The following is an 18,393-nucleotide window of genomic DNA, read 5'->3' as shown; positions in this document are numbered from 1 at the left end:
GTGCGATCGCATTCAGGAGTGCGGTCGGGTTTTCCCGGCGGAAAAGGCGGTCATACTCACCCCGGCGAACACCAGAGCCAGACCTGTCATAAACAGCCCTGATAGCGAGGTACCCAGAAAGACCACCGATGCCAGCGCGCCAATCAATGGTACGCCCAGCGTAAAGCTGGACATGGCAAACACGCTGATGCGCCGCCCGTGTTCAGACGAGATGACAAAGCAGACTGAGGTGGCAACCGGGCCAATAAAGAACAGCAGCCAGAGAAGGCCGGAGCTGAAATGGATCGCCTCAACGGGGCCATCAAGTAAACGGGCAAAGAAAATCAGTGGAATGGTGGCAATCAGCATTTGCCAGGGGGCCAGTGATAGCGGCGTTGCCGTCCACTTATGGTGCTTCACATGGATAATCACCAGTGACCACGAGATGGCACCGGTAATCAGAAACGCACAGCCCATCACGGCGCCAGGTGCGGACCAGTTCATTTCCAGCGGAGAGCAGATCAGCCCGATACCCACCAGCCCGGTTAACAGCGCAATGATCTGAATGAAAGATGGCGTATGGCGCAACAGCAGCCAGGAAGAGAGGATCCCCCACAGCGGCGTGGTATACGCCAGCAGTACTGCATGGCTGGTATCAGTGTATTGCATGGCGATCATCCCTAATCCGGTGAAGACCACCATCTGGAAAATGCCGATGCTAAGGATCACGGGCATATCGCTTTTGGCCGGCAGTTTCAGCTCTTTTTTAACCGCGACAAACAGAAACAGACAGGCTCCGGCGCTGCCGAAACGGATCGCCGCAAGCCATAACGGCGGCACATCGTTAAGCGCCATCTTGGTGGCAGGCCAGCTAAGCCCCCATAAAACCACCATCACCAGCAGCCACAAAACCGTGGTTTTCATTGAATGCTGCCCGGCATTCTGTACGGCTGTTTTCACGTTACTCATCATCATCACTCACTGTGCATCGATGTGATGATTTTATTTTCCCGTTACAGGAAAAGCTGTTCTAATTACCCGCCATAACGCTGAAAAAAGAAACGGTTTCCGTCAAAAACACAATTTGCAGGTAAAATATGCCCCAAGACACGATTGAACTGGATGAAACCAGTCTGCGCATACTGGATCTGTTGCAGCAAAATGCGGATATCAGCAACGCTGAGCTGGCGGAACGCGTGGGCCTGTCCACCTCCCCCTGCTGGCGCAGAGTCACGGAAATGAAGGAAAAAGGCGTATTAAGAGGCGCGGTGATGCTGGCCGATCCGCTGAGCCTTGGCCTGGCGGTGAACGTCTTTGTGCATGTCTCGCTGAAGCAGCAGGATAAAGTGTCACTGCGGCATTTCACCGATGCCATCAGCGAACGCCCGGAGGTCATGGAGTGCTATCTGATGACCGGGGAGTCGGATTTTCTGCTGCGGGTGGTGGTGGAAAATCTGCAAAAATATCAGTTGCTGATGATGGATTGCCTGACGCAGATAGAGAGCGTATCCAGTATTCGTTCCAGCTTCGCCTTAAGCCAGGTGAAATACACCACCGCCCTGCCAACGCAGCATCTCAGAACGTCACCAGGGCGATCGGCGGCGTCTTCTCGTTAAGGGGGCTTGATAACCTGGTCGCGCATAAGTCAGAGGTTCCCCAGTACCAAGAAAGTCGAATTTTCTTCGTACTGACGTTAAAATGGGCGGAAAATCGCCCCTTTTAACGTCCTGTTTTATTCCGTGAGACGAAATGTTTTACGCCACTCACTCGGGCTGACGCCGAATTTTTCGCGAAACAATTGTCGAAAGGTCACAGCGGACTGAAATCCTACCTGCCCGGCCACCTGTTCTACAGGCATCGCCAGCGTTTCAAGGAGTTCCTGGCTACGATAGAGTCGCGCCACGGTTAGCCATTCGACCACGGACATACCGGTGGCTTTATTAAAATGCCGGGTTAACGTCCTGCGGCTCATTGACGCCCTGTTAGCCAAAGAATCAAGATCGTGGGGTAACTGAAGGTTCCTTTGCATATAGTCGAGTAGCATATTCATTCTGTTATCTGTCGTATTGTGCGGGATTGACTGTTCAATGAACTGAGCCTGGCCACCGTCACGATGCGGAGGCGTCACCATTCTCCTTGCGATCTGATTCGCGATCTGGCTTCCCAAACGCTGCCGAATAACGTGCAGGCAACAGTCCAACGCGGCAGCGGTCCCTGCAGAAGTGATCAGGCCGTCGTCTTCCACATAAAGCGCATTCACATTCAAATGAACGTTCGGGAATAATGTGCGGAAAATCGCTTCATATTCCCAGTGTGTCGCGGCCTGGCGCCCATCAAGCAGCCCGGCATAAGCCAGTACAAACGTCCCCAGACATAATCCCACAATCTGGCTGCCCCCTGCTCTCGCCTTGACCAGGGCATCAAGCAACGGCTGCGGCGGGCGTTGCTCAACCTGGTTCCAGAAAGGCACGATAACAATATCCACCTGCGCCAGCGCATCAAACCCGTGGTCCGCCTGGATTGCGGTTGCTTCTTTTGACCAGATGAGTCCCGGCGTCTCGGCACAGATAAGGCGTGTAAACAGCGTGTCATCTGTCGTGGCATCCCCAAACAGAATCAGTGGAACTGACACGTGAAAGGTGCTGAACCCTTCAGTAACAACAATCGCAACCGATGCCACAGACATACAACACTCCCGGACTGATTTGAGGATATTAGAACGTGACTGACTCTCCGTCTGCAGGTGCGCTGACAAAATCCTCCAGATGATTAATCCGTGCATACTCCAGCAACGCCTGGCGAGTCACCAGGCAATGATTGATGGCTTCCATATGGGTAGCAACAATCTGGGCTTCTGGCAGCACAAGATGGGCTTTCAGGACATCTTCTTTACCGAAGATAATCGAACCATATCCCAGAACATGCGCCCAGCCCGTGTTCATTATCACCACGCCGGGCAGATATTTACGCATATTATCCTCAACGGCATCGATCCAGATGGAGTCACCCACCAGATAAAGTGATTTCTCATCCGGGTGCTGAAACACAATCCCACTGGACTCTCCCAGCCGCTCTGCTAATTGAGGGTTGGCATAAGCTTCATCAGACCCATGCTGGCAGCGGGTCTTGATGAGCGATATGTCGCCAAACTGACTGGTTTCAGCCAGCACCACCAGGTTACTGAACCCTTGCGATCGCAGAAGCTGTTCATCACTGTCATTTTGCACAAAAATCAGCTTCTCTTTTGGAATGAGCGCCACGGCCGCTTCGTCCCAATGATCCTGATGCGTATGCGTGACAATGATGGCGTCAACGTCCAGCAATACTGGCACATCGAAGGGCAGCTCAACCATCGGATTACGGATTTCTGAGCGGACAGTACCTGGAAACCCCGGCCATGCCTCTTTTTTGGATAGCATGGGATCGATTAGAAACGTCTTTCCTGCATAAACAATCCGTTGAGTCGCATTGCGTACCTGAGTAATTTTCATCGTTATTTACCTTAATGTTATGCCTGTTGGCAGTGTCGGTGCTTAACCTGGCCCGAAAAAAATTATCGATGATATCAGGACAGTCAGCGATCCCCCTTCAGGCCATATTGCGATGGGATCGGGTCAACACCACTGTCAAACCACTGATCTAACGACAAACACACACCGTGTTTCAGGTGGTGTCAAAAAAATAACAATGATTCTATAAAAGAAAATGATTATCATAATCATTAGTATTGAACTTTAGCTACGCCACCCTGTCTCGGGGCCATCTGGCCCGTGACTGACCGATAAAAAAATGGCCACGCTTTTTGTTATTCCCTATTTCGCACAAGGAAAAACCATGTCTTCCCGCACCTTCTCATCCCACACCAGGGGAAAGGGCTCGCCTCTGCGCGTGCCGGGCCAAAAAACGACGTTGTCCGTTTCACTGCTGGCGCTGATGATCCATGCGCTGGTTAACCCGGCCATGGCGCAGGAAGCCGCCTCCCCGCAGGAAATGGTGGTGGATGCCACGGCAGATGACACCGCCGCCAGCGAGAAGCAGGATTACACGGTCAAAACCACCCGCGCCGGCACCAAAATGCTGATGACCCCGCGCGATGTCCCGCAGTCATTAAGCGTCGTCACCGAGCAGCGGATGCTGGATCAGAATCTGCAAACCGTGGGCGAGGTGCTGGATAACACCACCGGGATCGCCACCCAGCTGGTCGATAGCGAACGCTCCTCCTACTTCTCTCGCGGTTTCCAGATCACCAATTACACCTTCGATGATATCCCTACGTCAGCGGCAGATAACTGGAACTACGGCGATGCCGGAGAAGACACCGCCATCTATGACCGCATCGAAGTCGTGCGCGGTGCAACCGGGCTGATGAGCGGTGCGGGCAGCCCGTCGGCGTCGGTCAATATGGTACGCAAACATGCCGACAGCAAGACCGTGACCGGCAATCTGAGCGCCAGCTATGGCCGCTGGAACACCCAGCGTTACGTGGCCGACCTCTCTGCCCCGCTGAATGAAGAAGGCACCGTGCGTGGCCGCGTTATCGCCGGTTATCAGGATCAGGACGGCTGGCTGGATCGCTACCATAAAAGCAAAAAGTTCCTCTACGGCGTGCTGGATGCCGATGTGACCGACAACACCACGGTGTCGCTCGGCTACGACTATCAGGAGAGCAACACCGGCAACCCGACCTGGGGTGGATTGCCGACCTGGTACAGCAACGGTTCGCGCACCCATTACAGCCGCAACCTCAATCCGTCAGCCGACTGGACGCGTTACAGCCTCGACTCGCGTAAGGTTTTTGCCAACGTCAAACATGACTTTGATAATGGCTGGACCTTCCGCGTCAATGCCACGCACGCTGAGCAGACTTTTGCTGACAAGCTGCTGTATGTGATGGAGTTCCCCGATGCAGTGACCGGGACCGGGGTCAGCGGCTATGGCAGTCTGGATCGCGGTAAGCGCACGCAGGAATCCATTGATACCTATGCCAGCGGTCCGTTTGAACTGCTGGGGCGTAACCATGAGTTGATGGCAGGCGTCAGCTACAGCCGCCAGCATAACCAGACCTACAGCGTGGACGGTGCGCTGGATTATGCGCAGATGGGCAGTTTTGATAATAACTGGAACGGCAACGTTCAGGAGCCCGAATGGGGTGACTGGTATCTGAATGCCGATGACGTGATCCGCCAGAAATCGGCCTACACCGCCGCGCGCTTCTCGCTGGCCGACCCACTGTCGCTGATCCTCGGCGCACGTTACACCCAGTGGAGCACCGTTGGCAGCAGTGGCAACATGAACAAAAATAACATCACGCCATACGGTGGCCTGGTGTATGACATCGATGACACCTGGTCGGCTTACGCCAGCTACACCTCGATCTTCCAGCCACAGACCTACCGCAGTACTGATGGTGCTTATCTGTCGCCAGTGACCGGGAAAAACTATGAAACCGGCCTGAAGTCTGACTGGTTTGATGGGCGTCTGACCGCCACCTTTGCGGTATTCCGTATTGAGCAGGAGAACGTGGGTCAGGAACTCAGCGGCACGTTTGTGAATGGCTCCAGCGAGCAGGCGTATGTTGCGGCTAAAGGCGCGGTCAGTAAAGGCGCGGAGTTTGAGCTGAACGGTGCCGTCACCGACAACCTGCAAATGACCTTCGGGGCAACGCGCTATGTGGCGCGAGATACCTCCGGCCGCTTTAACAGCAATATGCCGCAGACCTCATTTAAACTCTTCTCCCGCTACCGTTTACCGATGTTGCAGGACCTGACCATCGGCGGCGGGCTTAACTGGCAGAACCGCACCTTCCAGGACGCCACCGGCCCGGATGGTGAAGTGCAGCGCGTCTACCAGGGCAGCTATCCACTGGCCAACCTGTTTGCCCGCTACCAGTTCACCAAACAATTGGCGGTACAGGCCAACGTCGATAACCTCTTTGACCGCTCTTATTACTCATGGGGCAGCGATTATGTGGTTTACGGCGAACCGCGTAGCTACTCGGTCAACCTGTCGTACGCCTTCTGATAAAAAAAGCCCCGGCACGATGCCGGGGCTGATCATACAGACAAGGCGATTACTGCATAAATGTCTGGTAATTCTCCGGTGTAACCAGCCGGAACGGGATCATCACTTCATCCTGCACCTTCTCTCCCCTGGCAACACTGGCCGCCATATCTACCGCCTGATACGCCTGGGCTTTAGCATCCTGGAAAACCGTTACTGAAAGCAGCCCGCTTTTAATCGACTGCAAACCGTTAGGGCCGCCATCGGTTCCCCCCACCAGAATGTCCTTACCGATTTTGATGCCATTGCTTTTCAGCGCCATCGCGGCGCCAATCGCCATTTCATCTGCATTAGAAGAAAGGATATCGATTTTACGTCCGGAGAGTATCCAGTTGTTCATCAGATTCATGCCATCCTCGCGCATCCATTTGGCGGTATCTTCCACCACCACATGCATGTTCGGATGCTGAGCAATCACCTCTTTGGCGCCCTGTGTGCGAAAACGCGTGGCATCATTACTGAGCAGTCCTTTCATAATGGCAACATTCACCTCCTTTTTATCCTTCACCTTTTCCGCCAGATACTGCATTTGCAGGCGTCCTGCCTCAATTTCATCACTACCGGTATAGCTGATCCCGTTGCCCAGTGTCGAATCACCCGGTTTACGGTTCAGATAAATGAGTGGGATTTTTGCCGCGCGCGCCGCTTCAGAGATGTTTTTTGTGCCCTGGGTATCCACCGGGTTCACGATAATCACGCTAACCTTCTGGTTAATAAAACTCTGCACCTGGGTAAGCTGTTTATCTACCGCACCCTGAGCATCTTCATACTGCACACTGAGTTCGGGATGTGTTTTCGCCCGCTCGCTGATATAACCACGCAGGCGTGAGAGAAAAACATCATCCATTTGCGCCATGCTTACGCCAACGCGTGTTTCGGAAAAAGCGGGAGGGACAACAGTTAACAATGCGATAAAGGCAATGAGTGCTTTTTTCATATTATTTTCCATACTTGTAGGGTCAGGATTTTATAATAAGCCAAAGTAAATTGGCTTATTTACGGGTCATCCCTGCCATCGGTATACGGCTCATCATTATCGAAATACAGGCTGGGGAATTTATTATTCATGCCGATTGCACATTACGTTACAGCGTAATCCAGCGCTGTTCGCGGGAAGATCGCACCGCGGTATCAATGATCTTCTGAATTTCCCAGGCATCGCGGAAATCCGGGCCACTGACGGCTTGCCCCGCGACTGCACGCAAAAACTCTGCGATTTCGATGGTCTTGAGATCGTTAAAGCCCAACTGATGACCCGGTGCGGGGCAAAACGCACCATAAGGAGCATGTTGAGGCCCGGCCTCAATTTTCTGGAAGCCACGATGTTTACCTTCGCTGTTGGTGCTGTAAAAATGCAGCTCATTGAAGCGTTCTTGGGTAAAATGCAGCGCCCCTCGGGTGCCATAAATCTCAAATCCCAGCTGCATATTGCGTCCGGTGGCGACCCAGCTGGCTTCAATGCTGCCTTTACATCCACGAGCGAATTCCACGGTGAGCCGTGCAATATCGTCTACTTCCACCTGCCGCAGCCCTTGTGCACCATTCAGAATCGGCCGCTGTTTAATCACCGTTTCCAGGTCAGCTTGCACAGCCACCACCGGGCCAAGCAGATAGCGCGCCATCGCCACAATATGGCTGCCGAGGTCAGCCACTGCACCGGCACCGCCTGCCGGATCAAGACGCCATGACCACGGCGTTAACGGTGACGCCATAAAGTCTTCCGCATGGAGCCCCCGGAAGCTGACGATATCCCCCAGTTCACCACTATCAATCATGGTGCGCGCCAGCTTAATCATTGGGTTTTTCAAATAGTTAAAACCGACCTGCGTCACCACCCCCTGCGCTTCGGCTGCCTGCGTCATGATGCGCGCATCGTCGCTGTTTGGGGCGATAGGCTTTTCACAATGCACATGTTTACCCGCTTTTATCGCGGCCAGCGCCTGCTCCAGATGGAAACGGTTTGGCGTGGTAATCGATATCACGTCAATATCCGGGTCGTTAATCAGCGACTGCCAGTCATCTGTCGCACGTCGGAAACCAAACCGTCTGGCGGCATTTTCAGCCGCTTCCTTATCAATATCGGCCACCGCAATCAGTTCTGGCGTCACTTCATCCGGTAAAATCGCGGCGGCGGCGCGGTAGGCCAGCGCGTGTGACAACCCCATAAACCCGGTACCAATAATGCCAATGCCAATTTTTTTCATCGGTTCATTCTCCTGAGGGAACATTAATCAACGCTGACCGGCAGCCCGGTTTCAGCAGAACGCTGCGCACACTCGGCAAGTTTCAGCGCCCGCACACCGTCATACGGCGTCACCGGGATCGCCTGATTGCCCTGCACTACCTGAATAAAGGTGTCCATTTCATGGCGGTAGGCATCTGCGTAACGTTCAAGGAAGAAATTCACCAGCGGCACCCGGGCTTCGGTCACCTCGCCCGTATAACGCCGTACGCTGGTGGCACGCATATTGTCGTTCAGCAACATACCGGCTGAACCGTACACCTCCAGCCGCTGATCGTGGCCGTACACCGCCTGGCGGCTACAGTTGATATGGCACTGCTTGCCTGAGGCGGTAGTCATCTGCACCATGCAGGTGTCGAAATCATTAAACTCCGCCAGCGCCGGATTCAGCAGACGGCTGCCTGTGGCATAGACACTCACAGGCTCTTCTCCGAGCAGCCAGCGTGCCATATCAAAATCGTGGATCACCATGTCACGGAAAATACCGCCGGAGTGGCGCAGATAGTCGACAGGAGCAAAACCAGGATCGCGGCTGGTAATGATCACCTGCTGCAACTCACCCACTTCGCCACGGGCAATTGCCTGACGGATTTGCTGTGCACTGGCATCGAAACGGCGGTTAAATGCCACCATTACAGGCACTTTAAGCTGGGCAAGTTCATCGCAGGCGCGCTGTGCGCGGGAGAGGTCCAGATCCACTGGTTTTTCACATAACACGGCCTTGCCATTGCGTGCGGCTGCCAGCATTAAATCAACGTGCGTATCAGTCGGTGTTGCAATAACCACCGCATCGATATCGTTATCATTAATTAACGCCAACGGATCTTTCACCGCGCGCGCGCCTGTTAATTTCGCCAGTTGAACAGCATTGTCTAAATAAGGATCGGCAATCGCAATCAGCGTTGCCTGCGGGTTAGCAGCAATATTGGCGGCATGGATTTTCCCAATGCGGCCCGCACCTAATACGGCTATTTTTAGCATGTGATATTCCTGTAGGGTAACGTTGTTTATTCTCTTTATTATTTACGGTTAAATCGCATCTGCTTTATTAATTTTTCGGTGATTCACAATCAGATTTTCTTCCAGCGTGCCATTAAAGTAATGAATAATATTATTCACCGCCGATACCGACATGCGCATGGCCGCTTCCTGCGTTAATCCCGCCGAATGAGGGCTGAGGATCAGACGATCGCTTCCCAGCAGCAGGGGAGAATCCGGCGCGGGGGGTTCCTGACTAAATACATCCAGCCCTGCCCCCGCCAGCGTTTCATTTTTTAACGCCTCAACCAGCGCTCGTTCATCGATAATTCCGCCGCGTGCCGTGTTGATCACAATGGCATTCGGTTTCAGCAGTGCCAGCTCGGTGCGTCCCAGCAGCGGCTTACTGTCGCTCAAAGGCAGATGTACCGTCAGGGCATCGGCCATTTTCAAACCGTCGGTCAGCTCTTCCGCGCGCTGAACATTGAGCGCACTAAAGGTTTCTGCGGCAACAAACGGGTCCCATGCCACCACGTGCATATTAAAACAGCCCGCCAGCCGCGCCACTTCGCGACCAATACGACCAAAGCCCAATACCAGCAGCGTGCGGCCGGATAACTCAATGGCAGAGAAGCTGTTGCGGCAGTTCCAGTTCCCACTGCGGATGCCAGCATCATACACGCGCACCTGTTTCGCCACCGCCAGCAGCAGAGCCAGGGTGTGTTCCGCCACCGACAGCGAGTTAACATCGCCCACGATAGTCAACGGAATACCGCGCTGGTTCAGTGCGGTCACATCGACCGCGTCATAACCCACACCGTGACGTGACACCACCTGCAAGTTGACGCCCTGTGCAATTTCTTTGGCGGTCAGCGGCTGGGTGCGTAACAGCAGCGCATCGGCTTGGGCGATAAACGGTGCGTAGCTGGCCGTGCTCACTTCCTCCACCAGATCCCAGGTAAACCCGGGGGTATTTTTCAGGATGGTGAGTCCTGCTTCGTGGATCTTTCCGGCAATCAGGACATGGGGCATCTCAATATCCTCCTTCAGGCTGGTCCATTGTGGCGCTTGCCGCCCCTGTTAGCTGGCGAAACTGCCCGACACTGGCGGTAGCCGCTGAACGCAGCAGTTGCACATCATTCGATACCGTGACGAGGTCAAATCCCCACTGCGCCGCCCGTGCAGCATATTCCGGGCTGCCGTTGTGCAACCCGGCCCGAATCCCGGCGCGGTGCGCGCAGTCGAGGATCTGTTTCAGGGTGCTGACGATCTCCTCTTCTTCGCGATCAAACCCGGTGCGGTACTTGCGACCGGTCAGCCCCAGGGTTAAATCAGCAGGGCCAATATAGATGCCATCCAGCCCCGGCGTATTCACGATCGCCTCGATGTTTTTCACTGCGTCAGCCGTTTCGATCATCGCAAAGCACAGCACTTCGTTATCCGCATGCTGGCCGTAGTCCTGCCCGGCGGAAAAGGTCACACGCGTTGGGCCAAAGCTGCGCGCACCCAGCGGTGGGTAACGCACGCAGGAGACCAGCTGCCGCGCCTCCTCCGCGTTATTGATCATCGGGCAAATAATGCCGTAAGCCCCGGCATCCAGCGCTTTCATAATGTCACCGGGCGACAGCCAGGGAACGCGGACCATCGGCGTAACGCCGCTGGCGCGCATCGCCTGCAACATAGTGGTGGCGGTTTCATAGCCCACCAGCCCGTGCTGGATATCAATCGTCACAGAGTCATAACCCTGCGCCGCCATGATTTCAGCGGTAAACGGACTGGCGACCGACAGCCAGCCGTTGAGCACCGTGTGCCCCTCTGACCATAAGCGTTTTACGTTGTTGGCAATCATTGCGGTTTCCTTACAGGACCACCTGCGTCAGTTTGACAGTCATATATTCGTAAATCCCTTCGCTGCCCCCTTCACTGCCCATTCCGCTGGCTTTGATGCCACCGAAGGGCACATCGGCGGAGGCCAGTGCAAAGCTGTTAATGCCGACCATGCCCGCCTGTAACTGCTCAGACACGCGGCGAATGCGTGCCGCATCGCGGGTAAAGGCATAAGCGGAGAGCGCATAATCGCTGCGATTCACCCGCTCCAGCACCTCGGCTTCATCGCTGAAAGTGGTGATGGCGGCAATCGGGCCAAAGTTCTCTTCTGCCAGCGCCAGCGCATCGTCCGACACATCGGCCAGCACCGTTGGGGCAAAATAGAATCCCGGAGCATCCGTTAAACGGTGGCCGCCCGTGACCACGCGAGCCCCCTTCTGCCGCGCATCCTCAACGATTTTTTCAATCGCGTTCAGGCGGCGCTGGTTAATCAGCGGCCCCATCTCACTGCCCTGATCCTGACCGTAGCCAACCTTGATCGCGACGGCACGCCTGGCAAAGCCCTCAATAAAGGCCTCCGCTACCGAGTGATGGACATAGAAACGATCCGGCGTTACGCAGACCTGGCCACAGTTGGCAAACTTGGTCGGCACCGCCATATCCAGTGCTTTTTCGATATCAGCATCGTCAAAGACGATCATCGGCGCGTTGCCGCCCAGCTCCATGCTCAGGCGCTTAATGGTGGCCGCAGAGTCGCGGATCATCTGCTGACCAATAGCGGTCGATCCGGTCAGCGTCACTTTGCGCACAACCGGGGAATCAATCAGTGGCTGGTAAGTATTGGCGGTGACACCCACCACCATATTCACCACGCCTGCCGGCATCGCCGCCTTTTGCAGGCAGGTCATGATCAGGCTGGCACAGCCCGGCACTTCGCTGGAGGGGCGCAGCACCACGCTGCAACCCGCCGCAAGTGCAGGCGCAACCTTGCGCGCAATCAGTACCACCGGGAAGTTCCACGCGGTAAAGGCCGCCACCACGCCAACGCCCTGATGGGACACTTCACAGCGCCCACCCGACACACGACTTTCCACTATGCGACCATACACGCGGCGCGCCTCCTCGGCGTACCAGGTGAACTGATCAATCGCCAACGTCCATTCACGGCTGGCCTGCGCCAGCGGCTTACCGCTTTCCAGAGAGATAATCAGCGCGGCCTGTTCACGCACCTGTTCCATCTCAGTTGCCACCCGGTGCAGTGCGCTGGCACGGTCCCAGGCGGAAAGTTGTTGCCACAGCGGCAGTGCAGCCTGAGCACTGGCGATGGCATCCAGTGTGTCCTGTTGTGAAGCCCCCCGGATCTCCCCGAGCTTTTCATTACGGCCGGGATCGGTCACCACGATGGTTTCAGCTCCCTGGCCCTGACGCCAGACGCCATTAATAAACTGCCCATAGTTTTCGTACATCTTGCGCTTCCTGTTTGCTGAAGGTGTTGCAATTACTACAACCTCGCAATAAAAATTGCAAAGACTTTATTCTGCACAATTCCTGTTGCCGCGCATCGGTGGATTGGTTTTTATTTCATTGAAAAATAACAACTTAATTTGGATATAAAACGTTTTACTCACCCTAAAAGAGCCGATGGAATGAAAAATCCAAATGTTGATTATCTGAAACAGATCACGCTTTTCGCTATTGGCATTGCAACGGAAATTGAATTGCAATTTTAGTTGCGTTAGCCTGATGGCAGGATAAGCAGATGTGAATGTAAGGGCATGACGTTATGGCGAGTCGCAAAGAAACCTCCCGCAAGGATTCTCCTCCTCCTCATCGTAATTACGAGCAGGTGGTGAATGACATTACTGAGCGCTACCCGCAGCTGTCCGATCGTTTTCAGCAGGTTGCCCGCTTTATTACCCAAAACCCTAACGCCGTGGCGCTGGAGTCCATCAACGCCATCGCGGCAAAGTGCGAACTGCACCCTTCCACGCTGGTGCGTTTTGCTCAGCAGTTTGGTTACAGCGGGTTCAAACAGATGCAGTCGGTGTTCCAGACGCGGCTGGCAACCACCGCACCTGGCTACAACGAGCGTATCGTCGCGCTGGAAAACGACCTGCAAAAGAACGATCAGCAAGGCAGCCTTGGCTTCTTGCAGAACCTGGTGGTGCGCGATATCGCCACATTACAGGGGATGCTGGAAGGGATTGCCGCCAGCGATCTGGACCGCAGTGCACAGCTGCTCAGTCGGGCAGAAACCATCTTTATTGCCGGGCAGCTGCGCTCCGAACCGGTGGCGATCCTGCTGCGTTATCTCCTGACCATGCTGAACCGTAAGGTGATCCTGCTGGATACGCCGGGTGGGCTGGCGCCGCATATGGCGATGAACATGACGCATCGCGATGTGCTGGTGGCCGTCTCCTTCCGTCATTACGCCCAGGAAGTGGTGAAGATCAGCGAGATCGCCGAGCAGAAAGACGTGCCGACCATCGCCATCACCGACAGCGTGCTGTCACCGCTGGCACGAAATGCGAACGTGCTGTTTACCATTCCTGAAGAGGAATACAGCTTCTCGCGCTCGCTGGCCGCCCCGGTGTGCCTGGTGCAATGCATCGCGCTGGCGCTGGCCGCCGCCCTGCACCCGGAAGAAGAGCAACCCCGTATTGAAACACTAACCGAACGTACTCAGCGGTCGGCGTTGAAATAAACTGACCCTCTCTGCGGAAGGCGGCCTTCGTGCTCCTTCCGGCCGGGATCAGCACGATCTTTTTTTGCAAAAAAAATTGCTTAAATATAATTATAGCAACGTAAATTCCAAAACCAGCCTGTTTTCCAGGCCCTACAGCAGGTAGAAATTATGTCGACGACGCGTTGTACCACCGCGCAGGCTGTGGTTCGTTACCTCAGCAACCAGTTTATTGAAGTTGATGGCGAGGAAGTCCCGCTGTTTCCCGGGGTATTCGGCATCTTTGGCCACGGCAACGTCACCTGTCTGGGTGAAGCGCTGGAAAGCGTGCAGGATGTGCTGCCGACGTGGCGCGGCCAGAATGAACAATCCATGGCCTTTGCCGCTGCGGGGTTTGCCAAAGCCCGTCTGCGCCAGCAGATCATGGTGGTGACCGCCTCAATTGGCCCCGGCACAACCAACCTGCTGACCGCCGCCGGAGTGGCGCACGTCAGTCGCCTGCCGTTTTTGATGATCTGCGGTGATGCTTTCGCCCGTCGTCATCCCGACCCGGTGATGCAGCAGATTGAACACTTCAACGACCCGACGCAGACCGTCAATGATGCGTTTAAAGCGGTGACCCGCTACTGGGATCGCATCACCTGGCCTGAACAGATCCTCTCCTCCCTGCCGCAGGCGGTCGCCACCATGCTCGACCCCGGCGACTGCGGCCCGGCATTTATCGGCCTGTGCCAGGACGTGCAGGAGATAGCGTATGATTATCCTGACGCGTTCTTCGCCCGCCGGGTGCATGTGATCCCGCGTCCACGCCCGGATCAGCAGCGGCTGCAACAGGCCGTAGAGCTGCTCTCGCAGGCAAAACGCCCGCTGATTATCTCCGGCGGCGGTGTGCGCTATTCCCGTGCGGAAGCCGAACTGGAAGCCTTCGCACTGGCGCGGGGGATCCCGGTAGTGGAAACCATCGCCGGAAAAGGCACCTTCAGTCATGATCACCCGCTGAATATCGGCCCGGTGGGGATTCTTGGCTCCACCTCGGCCAACGCGCTGGCGGCAAAAGCTGACGTGGTGATTGCCATCGGTACTCGCCTGATGGACTTCGTGACCGGTTCCTGGACGGTATTTGCCGATGATGCTCGCTTTATCGCGCTGAATGCCGCCCGCTTCGATGCCAATAAGCACCTTTCTCTGCCGCTGGTGGCGGATGCGCGTGAAGGTCTGCGCGAACTGCATGCCGCACTGGGCAACTACCGCGCCGACGCGGGCTGGCTGGAAAGCGGTCAGACTGCCTTTGCAGCCTGGAATCAGCTGATTGCCGAACGCCAGCAGCGCACGGTGAAGGAAGGCGTCCCGAGCTATGCGCAGGTAGTGGGCGTGGTGAATGAGCGTGCGGCCGCAGAAGATTACGTGATCAGTGCGGCGGGTGGCCTGCCGGGTGAGTTGGTGAAAGGCTGGAAAGTGAAAAATCCCGGTACCTTTGACTGTGAGTTTGGTTTCTCCTGTATGGGTTACGAGATCTCCGCAGGTTGGGGCGTCGCCATGATGGAGCAGCCACGTGATGTGTTTGTGCTGATCGGTGACGGCACCTACATGATGATGAATTCCGACGTCTATTCCAGCGTGCTCTCCGGCCACAAAATGATCCTGCTGGTCTGCGATAACGGCGGCTATGCGGTGATCAACCGCCTGCAAAATGCCAAAGGCGGCGCCTCCTTTAATAACCTGCTGAAAGACTGCCGGGTGACCGAACCCTTCCACGTTGATTTCGTTGCTCATGCGCAGGCAATGGGCGCACTGGCGCGTAAAGTCAGCAGCCTGGACGAACTCTCCGATGCCGTGGACTGGGCGAAATCCAATGACCGCACCACGGTGATCTGCATTGACACGCATCCGCACCAGTGGACGCCGGGCGATGCCTGGTGGGATGTCGGCGTGCCCGAAGTCAGCGCACGGGAAAGCGTTAACGAAGCGCGCCGTGAACACGAAGCCGGACGTAAAAAACAGCGTATTGGTATTTAACTGATTCAGGAAGCGACAACATGAAGCTGCACGCTCAACTTGGTATTGCCCCGATTGCCTGGTCCAACGACGATCTGCCGCAGTTAGGCGGAGACACCCCGCTCTCCGTCTGCCTTGCGGAGAGCCACCAGGCCGGATTCTCCGGCGTGGAAACCGGCGGAAAATTCCCGCGCACCAGCGCTGAACTGCTGCCACAGCTGGCGGAACACCAGCTGCAACTGGTGTCGGGCTGGTATTCCGGCACCCTGCTGGATAACGACCTCGCCAGCGAGATTCAGAAGGTCACCCCGCAACTTGAGCTGTTTAAAACCTGCGGTGCCGCCTGCCTGGTGTACGGTGAAACCGCTGGCACCATTCAGAACCAGCAGCATATCCCGCTGAGTCAACGCCGCAGGCTGAGCGATGACGAGATCAAGGAATATGGTGCGCGACTGACCCTGTTTGCCCGCTACTGTGAAGATTTCGGCGTTCCGCTGGCCTTCCATCACCATATGGGTACCGCGATTGAAGATGAGCGCGATATTGATTTGCTGATGGCCGCCACCGGGCCGGAGGTCGGGCTGCTGTTTGACTCCGGGCATCTGGTGTTTGCTGGGGTTGACCCGCTCAGCATCCTGAAAAAACACGGCCAGCGCATTAACCATGTGCACACCAAAGATATTCGCGCCGATGTTCGCGCCTCGCTGGACTGGAACCGTGACTCCTTCCTGGATGCGGTGCTGAAAGGGGTTTACACCGTTCCCGGCGACGGCTGCATTAATTTTGACGCGCTGATTGCCGAGCTGGCACGCATCGGCTATCAGGGATGGTTCGTGGTCGAAGCCGAGCAGGACCCCGCCCTTGCCCCGCCGCTGGAGTACGCCATCATCGGCTTTAACAGCCTGAAGAAATCACTTAACGCTGCCGGTTATCACCTGCATGCAGGAGAAAACGTATGACTCATTCGCTTAATGGGCATATTGCCGTAATCACGAGCGGCTACGACAACACGCCTGCCCCGGCCAATCCGCTGTAACCTTCAGTTGCAGCCAGCTCCGCGCTGGCTGCCGTTAATGGAGCCTGACGTTTCGTTATGATGAATGTTGATAAAATGAAAGATATCACCGAGTTTTATCAGGAACTGCTGATGGTAATTCATGCTGCCATCGGCAGCTCGCTTTCCCGCCAGGAGGAGGAGAAAAAAGCGATGATCAACCGCTGGCTGGCAAAAGCAGGCCGCGCACGCCACTGTCGGGCGCACCGTAAAAACGAAATCATCATCATGTTCGACGAGGTCGAAACGCATTCACTCAAGACCCTTGAACGCCGGGTCAGAACATTGCATGAGAACTGCGTGGTTATACTGGAAGAGATTGGCTGACGCGGTTGATCAGTTTTTTTTAGAGAAAAAAATCCTGACAGTACCGACTGCAACGATGGTTAAAAGACTACTTAAAAACCAATAATCCGGCACAACAAAATAATAAAAAACAAACAAGAAAATAACCACCATATTCACGATAAAATCAGATGCCGTATCCTTTAAGAAATATAACAATATTTTCATTTTTATTTATTTCCTTTTTTGCGGGCCGTTAAAATAGAAAAAATAAAAATGGAAATAAAAAATGAAAAAACAACCAGAAGAATAACCAACGAATCAAAAGATGTTTTAAACCCTAAAAACCCCACTTCATCTAATAGGTGAATAAAAAAATCGGCAGTCGAAAACCTAAATGATAATTCAAATGCAACTATAGAAACAATAGCAAAAATAACGAAAAATAATATAACCTTCAAAATCCATTTTCTCAAAAAAAAATCCCTCGTGATACAGTTAGTGTTAAAGCATTTTTATCATGGTAAAGGAAAACCAGCAATGAGTATATCATCAACATTACAATCCCGGAGCACATCAGAAAGAGATGCTGCATTAGCGCTTGAGAAAGCAGTTAAGGGAGTAAATCGCAGTAGTCATGTGACCTTAGAGGATGTTAAACGTGGAGTAGAAAGGGCTTCATGGTATAGCTCATGCCTTTTCGATAAATATGCCAATGTATGCTCTGAACTAAAAAAATAAGATGCCAGGCTTATCAAGTCAGCTTTTGAAATATACAAAAGAAAAGATATTATTGCAGATATGATGGAAATGTATATCGGCGAAGAACTTAAAAACATAGGGAGTGACAAGGTAAAATTACTTGATATAAAACTAACAAAAGCGCTCGCATGGTATTCCAGCGGAAAACTAACCAAGACAGCAATGGCCAGCAGTCTGTCAATGCTAATCATTAACTCCGCAGGGTTTAAATATGACATTAGCATTAAAATAAAAAAATACTCACTTGTCATAGTTACCGCGGCTTCTTTTTATGGAAAAGTTCAGATGGCCGCACAGAGCGCGAGAAGATTAAGAGAATTATCACCTTCCCTGTATAATGCTTTATATATAAACAACATGGAAATGCTCTACTTCCTTGTGAGTGATAAAATAGACAGGGCATTAATAAAGTCAATGGGTTTACGCGGAGAAGACAGATTTATCTCTATAATTAAATATTTGATAAGTTCATAACTGCGGTCGCTATTCCCGTTTCCCAACCCGCGCCTTATCAGCGCGGTAACAATC

17 protein-coding genes are annotated in these 18,393 nt (G+C 54.1%); 7 read left to right on the top strand and 10 right to left on the bottom strand.

The features are described from left to right. Nucleotides 1–12: 12 nt before the first annotated feature. A complete protein-coding gene (locus HHI26_RS02090) occupies nucleotides 13–939 on the bottom strand; it encodes an EamA family transporter (protein ID WP_197931279.1) in 927 nt (308 codons plus the stop codon). A gap of 137 nt (nucleotides 940–1,076) precedes the next feature. Here HHI26_RS02090 and HHI26_RS02085 point away from each other — a divergent pair, with 137 nt between their 5' ends. Then, a complete protein-coding gene (locus tag HHI26_RS02085) occupies nucleotides 1,077–1,595 on the top strand; it encodes an Lrp/AsnC family transcriptional regulator (protein ID WP_133846580.1) in 519 nt (172 codons plus the stop codon). Between the two features lie 116 nt (nucleotides 1,596–1,711). Here the strand turns inward: HHI26_RS02085 and HHI26_RS02080 are convergent, their stop codons facing one another. Both HHI26_RS02080 and HHI26_RS02075 read right to left on the bottom strand, forming a co-directional pair. After that, nucleotides 1,712–2,665 (bottom strand): helix-turn-helix domain-containing protein, encoded by a 954-nt coding sequence (locus tag HHI26_RS02080; protein WP_171148508.1) that lies wholly within the window; start codon nucleotides 2,663–2,665, stop codon nucleotides 1,712–1,714. Nucleotides 2,666–2,693: 28 nt separating this feature from the next. Beyond that, complete coding sequence (locus HHI26_RS02075; protein WP_133846582.1) at nucleotides 2,694–3,470, bottom strand: MBL fold metallo-hydrolase; 777 nt, start codon at nucleotides 3,468–3,470, stop codon at nucleotides 2,694–2,696. Between the two features lie 343 nt (nucleotides 3,471–3,813). Between HHI26_RS02075 and fhuE the strand changes: the two genes are divergently transcribed. After that, nucleotides 3,814–6,000 (top strand): ferric-rhodotorulic acid/ferric-coprogen receptor FhuE, encoded by a 2,187-nt coding sequence (gene fhuE / locus HHI26_RS02070; RefSeq protein ID WP_159336674.1) that lies wholly within the window; start codon nucleotides 3,814–3,816, stop codon nucleotides 5,998–6,000. 49 nt (nucleotides 6,001–6,049) lie between these two features. On the opposite strand, the gene HHI26_RS02065 is transcribed toward fhuE, so the two are convergent. The 6 genes from HHI26_RS02065 to HHI26_RS02040 form a co-directional block, all read right to left on the bottom strand. Then, entirely contained in the window at nucleotides 6,050–6,976 is a 927-nt protein-coding gene (locus HHI26_RS02065; RefSeq protein WP_133846584.1) for a sugar ABC transporter substrate-binding protein, read from the bottom strand. Between the two features lie 148 nt (nucleotides 6,977–7,124). After that, nucleotides 7,125–8,243: a Gfo/Idh/MocA family oxidoreductase gene (locus HHI26_RS02060; RefSeq protein WP_171148507.1), complete on the bottom strand. Its 1,119-nt coding sequence runs from the start codon at nucleotides 8,241–8,243 to the stop codon at nucleotides 7,125–7,127. A gap of 23 nt (nucleotides 8,244–8,266) precedes the next feature. Next, on the bottom strand, nucleotides 8,267–9,262 hold the full coding sequence (gene iolG / locus HHI26_RS02055) for an inositol 2-dehydrogenase (protein WP_133846586.1): 996 nt from the start codon (nucleotides 9,260–9,262) through the stop codon (nucleotides 8,267–8,269). A gap of 48 nt (nucleotides 9,263–9,310) precedes the next feature. Continuing rightward, nucleotides 9,311–10,291 (bottom strand): hydroxyacid dehydrogenase, encoded by a 981-nt coding sequence (locus tag HHI26_RS02050; protein ID WP_171148506.1) that lies wholly within the window; start codon nucleotides 10,289–10,291, stop codon nucleotides 9,311–9,313. A 1-nt stretch (nucleotide 10,292) separates the two neighbouring features. Continuing rightward, nucleotides 10,293–11,108, bottom strand: coding sequence for an aldolase/citrate lyase family protein (locus HHI26_RS02045; protein ID WP_159336670.1), 816 nt, complete (start codon nucleotides 11,106–11,108; stop codon nucleotides 10,293–10,295). Nucleotides 11,109–11,118: 10 nt separating this feature from the next. Further along, nucleotides 11,119–12,552: an NAD-dependent succinate-semialdehyde dehydrogenase gene (locus HHI26_RS02040; protein WP_171148505.1), complete on the bottom strand. Its 1,434-nt coding sequence runs from the start codon at nucleotides 12,550–12,552 to the stop codon at nucleotides 11,119–11,121. 317 nt (nucleotides 12,553–12,869) lie between these two features. On the opposite strand from HHI26_RS02040, the gene HHI26_RS02035 reads away from it, so the two are divergent. The 4 genes from HHI26_RS02035 to HHI26_RS02020 all read left to right on the top strand — a co-directional run bounded on the left by HHI26_RS02035 (nucleotide 12,870) and on the right by HHI26_RS02020 (nucleotide 17,145). After that, on the top strand, nucleotides 12,870–13,790 hold the full coding sequence (locus HHI26_RS02035; protein WP_159336668.1) for a MurR/RpiR family transcriptional regulator: 921 nt from the start codon (nucleotides 12,870–12,872) through the stop codon (nucleotides 13,788–13,790). Nucleotides 13,791–13,940: 150 nt separating this feature from the next. After that, complete coding sequence (gene iolD, locus HHI26_RS02030; protein WP_171148504.1) at nucleotides 13,941–15,785, top strand: 3D-(3,5/4)-trihydroxycyclohexane-1,2-dione acylhydrolase (decyclizing); 1,845 nt, start codon at nucleotides 13,941–13,943, stop codon at nucleotides 15,783–15,785. Between the two features lie 26 nt (nucleotides 15,786–15,811). Next, nucleotides 15,812–16,723: a myo-inosose-2 dehydratase gene (gene iolE, locus HHI26_RS02025; protein WP_205945397.1), complete on the top strand. Its 912-nt coding sequence runs from the start codon at nucleotides 15,812–15,814 to the stop codon at nucleotides 16,721–16,723. A 134-nt stretch (nucleotides 16,724–16,857) separates the two neighbouring features. Then, nucleotides 16,858–17,145 (top strand): hypothetical protein, encoded by a 288-nt coding sequence (locus tag HHI26_RS02020; protein ID WP_133846592.1) that lies wholly within the window; start codon nucleotides 16,858–16,860, stop codon nucleotides 17,143–17,145. A gap of 188 nt (nucleotides 17,146–17,333) precedes the next feature. Here the strand turns inward: HHI26_RS02020 and HHI26_RS02015 are convergent, their stop codons facing one another. Beyond that, nucleotides 17,334–17,579: a hypothetical protein gene (locus tag HHI26_RS02015; RefSeq protein ID WP_171148502.1), complete on the bottom strand. Its 246-nt coding sequence runs from the start codon at nucleotides 17,577–17,579 to the stop codon at nucleotides 17,334–17,336. A gap of 325 nt (nucleotides 17,580–17,904) precedes the next feature. On the opposite strand from HHI26_RS02015, the gene HHI26_RS25410 reads away from it, so the two are divergent. Beyond that, the gene (locus HHI26_RS25410) at nucleotides 17,905–18,339 is read left to right on the top strand and encodes a hypothetical protein (protein ID WP_241008197.1); all 435 of its coding nucleotides are present in this window, start codon (nucleotides 17,905–17,907) and stop codon (nucleotides 18,337–18,339) included. Nucleotides 18,340–18,393 lie beyond the last annotated feature (54 nt).

The sequence above is a fragment of the Erwinia sp. JH02 genome, from assembly GCF_013074405.1.
Classification (GTDB): domain Bacteria; phylum Pseudomonadota; class Gammaproteobacteria; order Enterobacterales; family Enterobacteriaceae; genus Erwinia; species Erwinia rhapontici.
Note: the sequence above shows the minus strand (reverse complement) of the source record. Positions and strands in the feature narration are given on the sequence as shown.